The organism is Streptomyces sp. NPDC002845, assembly GCF_053591955.1.
In genome coordinates this window covers 168275-176544 of sequence record NZ_JBSFUU010000009.1, presented here as the reverse complement: position 1 = coordinate 176544, position 8270 = coordinate 168275, and the positions used below count along the sequence as shown (strand labels likewise).

At 69.1% G+C, this 8270-nt stretch carries 8 protein-coding genes; 3 read left to right on the top strand and 5 right to left on the bottom strand.

Features of this window, described 5'->3' with window-relative positions; all coding sequences use genetic code 11:
* Together ACWD3C_RS09165 and ACWD3C_RS09160 are read right to left on the bottom strand one after the other, a co-directional pair.
* Positions 1-200, bottom strand: a 200-nt coding sequence (locus tag ACWD3C_RS09165; RefSeq protein ID WP_451141721.1) for a helix-turn-helix domain-containing protein, incomplete at its 3' end; no start/stop codon positions are given.
* 953 nt (positions 201-1153) lie between these two features.
* Entirely contained in the window at positions 1154-1324 is a 171-nt protein-coding gene (locus tag ACWD3C_RS09160; protein ID WP_451141719.1) for a hypothetical protein, read from the bottom strand.
* Between the two features lie 260 nt (positions 1325-1584).
* Here ACWD3C_RS09160 and ACWD3C_RS09155 point away from each other — a divergent pair, with 260 nt between their 5' ends.
* Complete coding sequence (locus ACWD3C_RS09155; RefSeq protein WP_451141735.1) at positions 1585-3009, top strand: family 43 glycosylhydrolase; 1425 nt, start codon at positions 1585-1587, stop codon at positions 3007-3009.
* A 57-nt stretch (positions 3010-3066) separates the two neighbouring features.
* Complete coding sequence (locus ACWD3C_RS09150) at positions 3067-4473, top strand: glycoside hydrolase family 43 protein (RefSeq protein WP_451141717.1); 1407 nt, start codon at positions 3067-3069, stop codon at positions 4471-4473.
* 594 nt (positions 4474-5067) lie between these two features.
* Here the strand turns inward: ACWD3C_RS09150 and ACWD3C_RS09145 are convergent.
* The gene (locus ACWD3C_RS09145; protein ID WP_451141715.1) at positions 5068-5289 is read right to left on the bottom strand and encodes a hypothetical protein; all 222 of its coding nucleotides are present in this window, start codon (positions 5287-5289) and stop codon (positions 5068-5070) included.
* A 272-nt stretch (positions 5290-5561) separates the two neighbouring features.
* Between ACWD3C_RS09145 and ACWD3C_RS09140 the strand changes: the two genes are divergently transcribed.
* Complete coding sequence (locus ACWD3C_RS09140; protein WP_451141713.1) at positions 5562-6002, top strand: hypothetical protein; 441 nt, start codon at positions 5562-5564, stop codon at positions 6000-6002.
* Here ACWD3C_RS09140 and ACWD3C_RS09135 read toward each other — a convergent pair.
* Positions 5942-6844, bottom strand: coding sequence for a patatin-like phospholipase family protein (locus tag ACWD3C_RS09135; protein ID WP_451141711.1), 903 nt, complete (start codon positions 6842-6844; stop codon positions 5942-5944). The two genes, ACWD3C_RS09140 and ACWD3C_RS09135, sit on opposite strands and share 61 nt — an antisense overlap.
* A 154-nt stretch (positions 6845-6998) precedes the next feature.
* Positions 6999-7643 carry a pentapeptide repeat-containing protein gene (locus ACWD3C_RS09130; protein ID WP_451141709.1) on the bottom strand — a complete coding sequence of 215 codons (645 nt, stop codon included), beginning with the start codon at positions 7641-7643 and terminating at the stop codon, positions 6999-7001.
* Positions 7644-8270: the final 627 nt, after the last annotated feature.

Genomic DNA, 8270 nt, shown 5'->3' with positions numbered 1-8270 from the left:
ACACCCACGGCAAGGGCGCGGGCCACGGAAGCGAGCACGGATTCACTGACGGCCCGCTCGCCGTTCTCGATACGGGAGACCAGGCTCGGCGAGACGTGCGCGCGTCGGCCGAGTTCGGACAGTGAGTAGTCGCGGATGGTTCGGAATTCTCGGATGCGTGCCCCGATGCGCTCCGGTGCCGCGGAGGCGTGGTCGTGCATACTGACCCCCATTGCGATGCTGACACTTCGCAATGTACTCGCGTTGAGTTACGCGAGGACGCCGCGCGGCCCTCATCGCCCCGACGAGGGCCGCCGCCGTGTACGCCCGCCTACGGCCCGTTCTGCTCGTCGTCGACAGCCGGGCATGTGCGACGACGCCCAGTGGAAGGCATGGCGCACCGCGGCCGAGGCCTTCCAGGCCGCGTCACCAAGCACGCCGGGCGCGACGACGTGACCTGTTGCGGTACGAGCTGGAGCAGGCCGTGAAGAAGGCCGTACGGCACTCCGAGCCGGAGGCGGCCTCGGCGTAACCGGAGCCACGATGCAAGCCGGATCTGCTCATCAAACGGACAGGCGATGGCCTGGCCACCTAACCTCTCCGGATGAGCGAGATGTGGAACGCTGCGGTCGCCATCGCCACAACTGCCGCGGTGATCGTGGCGCTGATTGTCGCCGTCCGAGAGGGAGGGCATCGCAACGAAGAGCGACGAGATCAAGAACAGGCTCAGGCTCGTCTGATGCTGACGGAGGTCACCGGAGCAACCGGAAGGATCACCAATTACAGCTCCCACCCAATCCTGAAAGTCCGGGTCATCAAGGCCAGCGGCATCGCCCCACAACACGAGCCCTGGAACGGAGCCTCAGTCGCCGTTTGGATCTCCGGCGAAAGCGACCGCACATTTCCGCGTCGTTCCTCCGGGCGGCGAAGTCCTCGTGAAACTGAACGAGGTGAGCTGGGGCGAAGAAAGCAGAGGCGGGAGCGGCTCCTGAAGGCTCGACTGTTTCCCTCACGATCCACTACATGGACTCGGCGGGCTTGTGGTGGGAGCGAACCGGCGATGATCCGCCGAAGCGTCTCCTTGGCGGGCCCGGAGCATTGACTAATCCCGACTAACCCCCGAGGCATGACGAATCCCGCCGCCCGCACGAAGCGGGCGGCGGGGTGCGGTGGTTCAACGGGTGAGGAGCAGGCCAATGACACTGACGACCAGCGCGCCGACCACCGGCAGTGGGAACCGGCGGTTCTTCAACTCCTCCACCTCGGCGCGCAGAGCGGCGATCTCCTTATCGTGATCCTCCCGGAGCTGCTTCACGTCGGCATCCGTCCGGTTCGTGCGTTCCACGAGGACGGCGAGTGTGCCCTTGATCTGCTCCAGGCCTGTGCGGATCTCCCCTCGTAGCTGGCACCCGGAGCCCCCGCGCCCGCGTTGCCACCGCGTGAAACCTGTGTGACAGAAGCGTTGACGTGGGCATACGCAGGATCTATCTTCTGGCCGACGCACCGAACTGCGTTCGAAATACCGAAAGCTGTCGATGAGTTCTCTCGATCCCCCGTAGGGAGAAGCCCGTGAGACCCGCATTCACCCGTCGGACGGTCCTCGGCATGATCGCCGGGTCCGCGGCGGCCGCCACCGTCCCCGGTGCCTTTGCCGGAAGCGCCCACGCCGCCGTCCCCGCCTCACCCGGCGTGTCGTTCACCAACCCGATCGCCGAGCAGCGGGCCGACCCACACATCTGGAAGCACACCGACGGCTACTACTACTTCACGGCCACCGTGCCCGCGTACGACCGCATCGTCATGCGCCGGTCGACGACGATCCAGGGGCTGTCGACCGCCTCCGAGGTGACCATCTGGACCAAGCACGCGAGCGGTGAGATGGGCGCGCACATCTGGGCGCCGGAGATCCACCACATCGACGGCAAGTGGTACATCCACTTCGCGGCCGGCGCCACCAACGACATATGGAAGATCCGTCCGTACGTCCTGGAGACCGGCGCCGCCAACCCGCTGACCGGGACCTGGACGGAGAAGGGCCGGATCGCCCTGCCGCTGGACACCTTCTCGCTCGACGCGACGACCTTCGTCGTGAACGGCGTCCGCTATCTCAGCTGGGCGCAGAACGACCCGGCCGTGGGCAGCGGCACCAACCTGTACCTCGCGCGGATGTCCAACCCCTGGACGATCACGGGCACTCCGGTGCGGATCTCCACACCGACCGCCTCGTGGGAGACCGTCGGCCACCGGGTCAACGAGGGCCCCGCGGTGATCCAGCGGGACGGCAAGGTCTTCATGACCTTCTCCGCCAGCGCCACCGACGCCAACTACTGCATGGGCCTGCTCACGGCCTCCGCCTCGGCCGACCTGCTGTCCGCCTCGTCGTGGGCCAAGACCGCCAACCCGGTCTTCCGCAGCAACGACGCCACCGGCCAGTACGGCCCCGGGCACAACTCGTTCACCGTCTCCGAGGACGGCACGTCGGACATCCTCGTCTACCACGACCGCGACTACCGGGACATCAGCGGCGACCCGCTCAACGACCCCAACCGCCGCACCCGCGTCCAGAAGCTGTACTGGAAGGCCGACGGCACGCCCGACTTCGGCATCCCGGTGGCCGACGGCGTCACCCCGCAGCGGCTGTCGTCGTACAACTTCCCCGACCGTTTCATCCGGCACTGGGAGTACCGCGCCCGGATCGAGGCGAACGTCTCCCCGCTCGCCGACTCGCAGTTCCGCACGGTCACCGGGCTGGCCGGCAGCGGCACCGTCTCCCTGGAGTCGGCCAACTTCCCCGGCTACTTCCTCCGCCACAAGAACTTCGAGGTCTGGGTGGAACGGAACGACGGGACGGCACAGTTCCGGAGCGACGCCTCCTTCCACGCCCGGTCGGGCCTCGCCGACTCCGCCGGGATCTCGTACGAGTCGTACAACTTCCCGGGCCGCTACGTCCGCCACTACGAATACCTGCTCCACGTCCAGGCTCTCAGCACGGCGACCGACCGGGCCGACGCCACGTTCTACGCCCAGTGAACCGAGCCCAGTGAACCGAGCCCGGTGAACCACCGGCCGTTCCGAGGAGAGCCGCACATGACCACGTCCGACCGAGACAGACCCGCCCAGCCGTTCGTGCCGTCGCGTCGCACTCTCCTACGCGCCATGGCCGCCGTCCCCGCCTCGGCGCTCGTCCTGGGCGAAGTGCCCGGACTCCTGGGCACGGCAGCGGCGGCCGCACCCCCGAACGGCTCCGCCACCCGCTACACGATCCTGCCGTTCCTCAACAGCACCGACGGCACGGTGAACGTCTACCAGTCCGACGACGCCACCGACTTCCGGCTCGTCCGGGCCTCCGCGTACACCCCACCCAGCGGCCGCATCCGCGACGCCAGCATCTTCAGGCACACGGACGGCTACTACTACATCACCTACACGACGCGCACCTGGCAGGACCCCAGCACCACCATCGGCTTCGCGCGCAGCTCCGACCGGGTCAACTGGACGTTCCTGTACGACTACACCGTCCCCATCGCCAACCTCTCACGCGCGTGGGCGCCCGAGTGGTTCGTCGACGGCGACGGCAGCGTGAACGTCATCGTGTCCTGCTCGACGACCGACGACCAGTGGATCTTCACGCCGTACCGGCTGCGCGCCACCAACTCCTCGCTGACCGCGTGGAGTTCACCGGTCGCCCTGTCCGGCATCGGGACCAACCGCATCGACACGTTCATCGTGAGGATCGGCTCCACGTACCACGCCTTCCCGAAGAACGAGACGACGAAGTACATCGAGTACGCGACCGCCTCCAGCCTCAACGGCCCGTACACGATCCAGCGGACGGGCGACTGGGCGGGCTGGGGCGGCACCCGCGAGGGACCCGCGCTGGTACAGCTCGACAACGGCGCCTGGCGGATGTTCTTCGACGGGTACGGCGACGGCAGTTACTACTACAGCGACAGCTACGACACCTTCGCCACCTGGACCGCGCCAAAGCGGCTGCCGGGGATCTCCGGTACGGCACGCCACTTCACCGTGATCAAGGAAACGGTCTCGGGCGGGGTGAGCCTGCCGACTGGTGTCACCCGCTCCTTCCGGTCGGTCAACTTCTCCACCCGCTACTGGCAGCAGCAGTCGTCGCTGCTCAACCTGCCCGTGGTGAGCTCCTCCAGCACCGCCGCGGAGAGGCAGGCCGCGACGTTCACCGTGGTGCCGGGTCTCGCCGACGCGAACGGCTTCTCCTTCCGCGACGCGTCCGGGAACTATCTGCGCCACTGGGACTTCCGCGCCCGCTTCGACGCGAACAACGGCTCGTCGGTGTTCGCCAGGGACGCCACGTACATCGCCCGGACCGGCACGGCGAGCGGTTCGGTGCGCTTCGAGTCGTACAACTACCCGGGGCACTACCTGCGCCACTACAGCTACCAACTGCGCGTGGACCCGTCGGACGGCACCGACCTGTTCCGCCAGGACAGTTCGTTCGTGCCCGTGGCCCCCCTCTGACGTGCGCGGCAACCCCGACTGACGGGTCCGGTGCACATCGCGTGCACACTTGCGGCGGCCGGCTGCGGTGCAGCGGCCGCTTGCGGGAGAAGTGCGGAGATCATGATTTCCTCTTGCGCTTCTGGCCCGTGACGGCTGAACCTGGTGCACGTTTCCTTCGTGCACCAGGCTGGGCGCAGCATCCAGTGAGTCCGTCGGCCGCACGGCCCGAGGCGCGGCGGGCAACCATCCACTGCTGGAACTGGCCGTGGCGGTGGCGTCGAGGACGATCGGGGCCGCCATCATCGCCGCGGCGGATCGGCTGATCGGCTGAGTCTTCACGTTGGGCTTGCCTTTCGTGGGTCCTCTGCCGGGGCCCGTCCCGCCCCCGGCGGTGAGGCTCGCACGGGAACCCGCCCACCGCGCCCCAGGCTTCGGTGAAGGTCTCGTGGGTGACAGAAGTCGGTGATTCTGCGTACGGGACCGAAGTCCCCGTTCCTCTCGGCTGCTCCGTTGCGTTCGGCCGGTACGAGGCCGGGCCCGGGCCCTTTTCCAGGCCTTGGGGGGCAGGGCCGGGCTGCGGGTGCGCTGCGGCGGCCGCCTCGCACTGCCCAGCTATCCGACGCTGTTCCAGTCGTACGGCCCGCCACCACGCCACTCGATCAGCTCGGGATCGTCGACAGCCGTGTCCTCGGCGGGCAGGCCCGCCTGGTACAGGAAGTCCAGCACGTCGAACAGGGTGTATGCGGTGCCCATGCGTACGCCGTTAATCGTCACCCGCCGTCCGCCGTCCTGCGATGGCGGGAGCACCACCACAGGAGGGAGCCGCCCGTCCATAACACCAGCATGCGCCGGGCAACGCCGTGCGGGCCAGCCCCGCGGGAAGCCCGGCGAGATGGCTTGATACGCGTCCGGTCCTGCGGAGGACGCGATCCACTGGCCCAATGCCATCGGGGCCGATGATGTGGGCGCGCATTTGACCGGGTTTCCCGGCGTGCCCTGTAGGCCGGAGGGACCGCGGGAAGGAGCTGGGATGATCGGCGTTGGGGGCTGAGACCGGTCGGGTCGTTGCCCGACGTCGGCGTGCACCGCCGGGTAGGTACGGCCCGGTGAGCGTGACCGCGCTGCGCCGGGGCGCGCTGCTGGGCATGCTCGGCGGTATGGCGATGGCGGCGTGGTCGATGATCCTGCTGGGCCTGACCGGCCTGGGTTTCTGGGCGCCGCTGAACCTGATCGCGCACACCGTGTGGCGCTCGGCGCCGCTGAACGGCACGTTCAGCCTGCCCGCGCTGCTGATCGGCATGGCCGTGCACGCCATGATGGCGATGCTGTTCGGCACGCTGATCACACTGGTCGCCCAGCAGCTGAGGGGCGTGCGCGTCCATGGTGATCGCGGCGGGCACAGTGCTGTCCGCGCTGCTGTGGGCCGTGGTGCGGTACGGCGTCTGGCGAGCCGTCGACCCGGCGGCGTCGTTTGCTCTGGGAAGGATCACGAGGCGTCGGCGGCGGGCGGCAGGGACGTATCCGCAAGGGGACGCCGACGCGGCTGATCATGTACGTGAAACCTGAGCGGTTCCAGGGAAATATCAGGGGCGCCGTCCGCGAGCCAGCGGCCCGTGGCCTCCCGGGCTCGGTCGACGAGTTCGTCGGCGTGGGCGAAGTCGGCGGGAGAAACCGTCAGCGGGCACAGCGGCGGCACCACCAGCAGCCGGGCCGCACCACGGTAGGCCGTGAGCCCGGCGACGAGCCGCTGCTGCTGGATCACCGCCAGGGCCTGCAGGGCCATGCCCAGCGCGGAGCGCGGAGCGTCGGGCAGTGCGCAGGCATACCCCGCGTGCAGCACGTAGACATCGTCCACGCCGGCCTCGACCGCGACGGAGACGGGCGTGTTGTTGGCCACCGAGCCGTCCATCAGCTCCCGCTCACCCCACGGCACCGGAGGCAGCACGCCCGGCACGGCGACGCTGGCCAGCACGGCGTCGACCACCGGGCCGCGCCGCAGCACCAGTTCCTCCCCGGTCCGGACATCGGTGGCCACTACACCCACTGGGCACGCCGCTTCCCGCAGGTCGGTGTACGGCATGTAGCGCGTCAGCAGCCGCCGCGTGCCCGCGTCGGACACAAGATGCGTCGAGCGGCCCGCCAGCGCGGTGAGCGCGACGGCCGGCTGAACCGGGAAAACGTGACGACGCCGCACTGAGCGCCAGACGGCCGCGAGCTCCCGGGCACCGGCCGGGGTGGGGCGCCCGGCGAAGTAGGCGGCGCTGACAGCGCCCGCCGAGGAGCCCACGAGCAGATCGGGAACGACGCCGTGCTCGGCGAGGGCGCACAGCATCCCGGCCTGGATGGCCCCCAGACTGCCGCCGCCGGACAGCACGAACGCCGTGGTCATGGCCTACCTCCCTCCGCGCAGGACCGAGCGGGGGTGAATCCTTGGTACACAGGAAACTCGCCGCCGCTTCCCCGTTCTTCCGTCGTCCTGCCGTCCGTACGGCACGGGTATGCGAAGTTCGCGACTTCTGTCAGGGAGAGGCGTGTCTCCGGCCTCAGGAGGCCGGGACCAGGTGCCCGGTACAGGACCGGAGGCCGACGGACTTGGCACCGTCGGGACACACGACGTTCTCCCAACTCGTGTCCGACAGGTCGGCTCCGTCCAGCTTCGCGCCGCGCAGTGTGGCGCCGGACAGCGTGGCACCTGCCAGATCTACGTCCCGCAGGTCCGCGTCGCCGAAGTCGACGTTGGTGAGGGACACAGAGCGCAGTTTCGCGCCCTTGAGCCGGGCTCCCTCGAAACTGACGTTCGTGAGCAGGCTCTTGTCGAGCACGGCCCCGCCGAGGTCGGCGCCGCGCAGGTCGACCTCGGCGAGTATGCCGGAGGTGAGCTCGGCGCGGCGGAGATCCGCGTCCCGCAGGTCCACGCTCTCCAGAGACACGGCGGCCAGCCGCGCCCCGAAGAGGTTGCCGCGGCTCAGGTTCGCCTCGGAGACCGAGCCAGTCAGCGCGGAGCCCTCCAGGTTGACGCACCGGAGTTTCTTCTGCCGCAGCTCCGCTCCCGCGACGGTGCGGCCCGAGAGGTCCTTGCCCGTCCCGTCGGGGCAGGTCCGGCCATGCTCGTCCTGCCCGCAGCCGACCGCGAAGGCGACGAGCAGGCCGAGCGCAGTCGTACACAGCCGCAGACGAGGCACACACATGTTCACGGGCCATCCCTGGTGCATTCATGACTTCATGACAGTGCACGCGAGCAGAAGACAATCAGCTTCGTCCATAATCCAGCCCGCCTCTGTGATCACCTCGTGGACACGCGGGAAGCGAACCGGAACACCGACCGACGCGGCGATGCGCGGGCGGGTTGGGGCTCGTCAGCCGAGGACTCCGGCCGCCGGCCGGGTGTCGCGGCGCCGCCGACCATGCGGGCCACGGATTCCCCCCGAGTACTGGTTGAACGACCGCGCCAGGGACCGCCATGTACGGCGACGTCATGCTCACCGACCTGGCCTGCGCAAACACAGCCTCGTCGCCTTCGGTACCTACCGCATCGGCGCCAAGAACCGGACCTCAGGACGCGGCAAGGCGGCCGCACGACACTCGCCGCCCGCGTGAGCGAGGCGACTTTCCCGCCAGGCGTTCCCCTGTGGTGGAACTCGTCGACAACATCACGGCGCACCGGGAGCTGGCAGGGACGCCGACCATGCCGGTCGTCTTCGACGCGGAGCCGGCCGGCCGGACAGCCGCCGGAGCAGCGCGGGCTCTTCGCCGACGTATGGCCGACGTATGGCCGACGTATGGGGGCCGGGCACCGGGGACGAGCCGGACGCCGC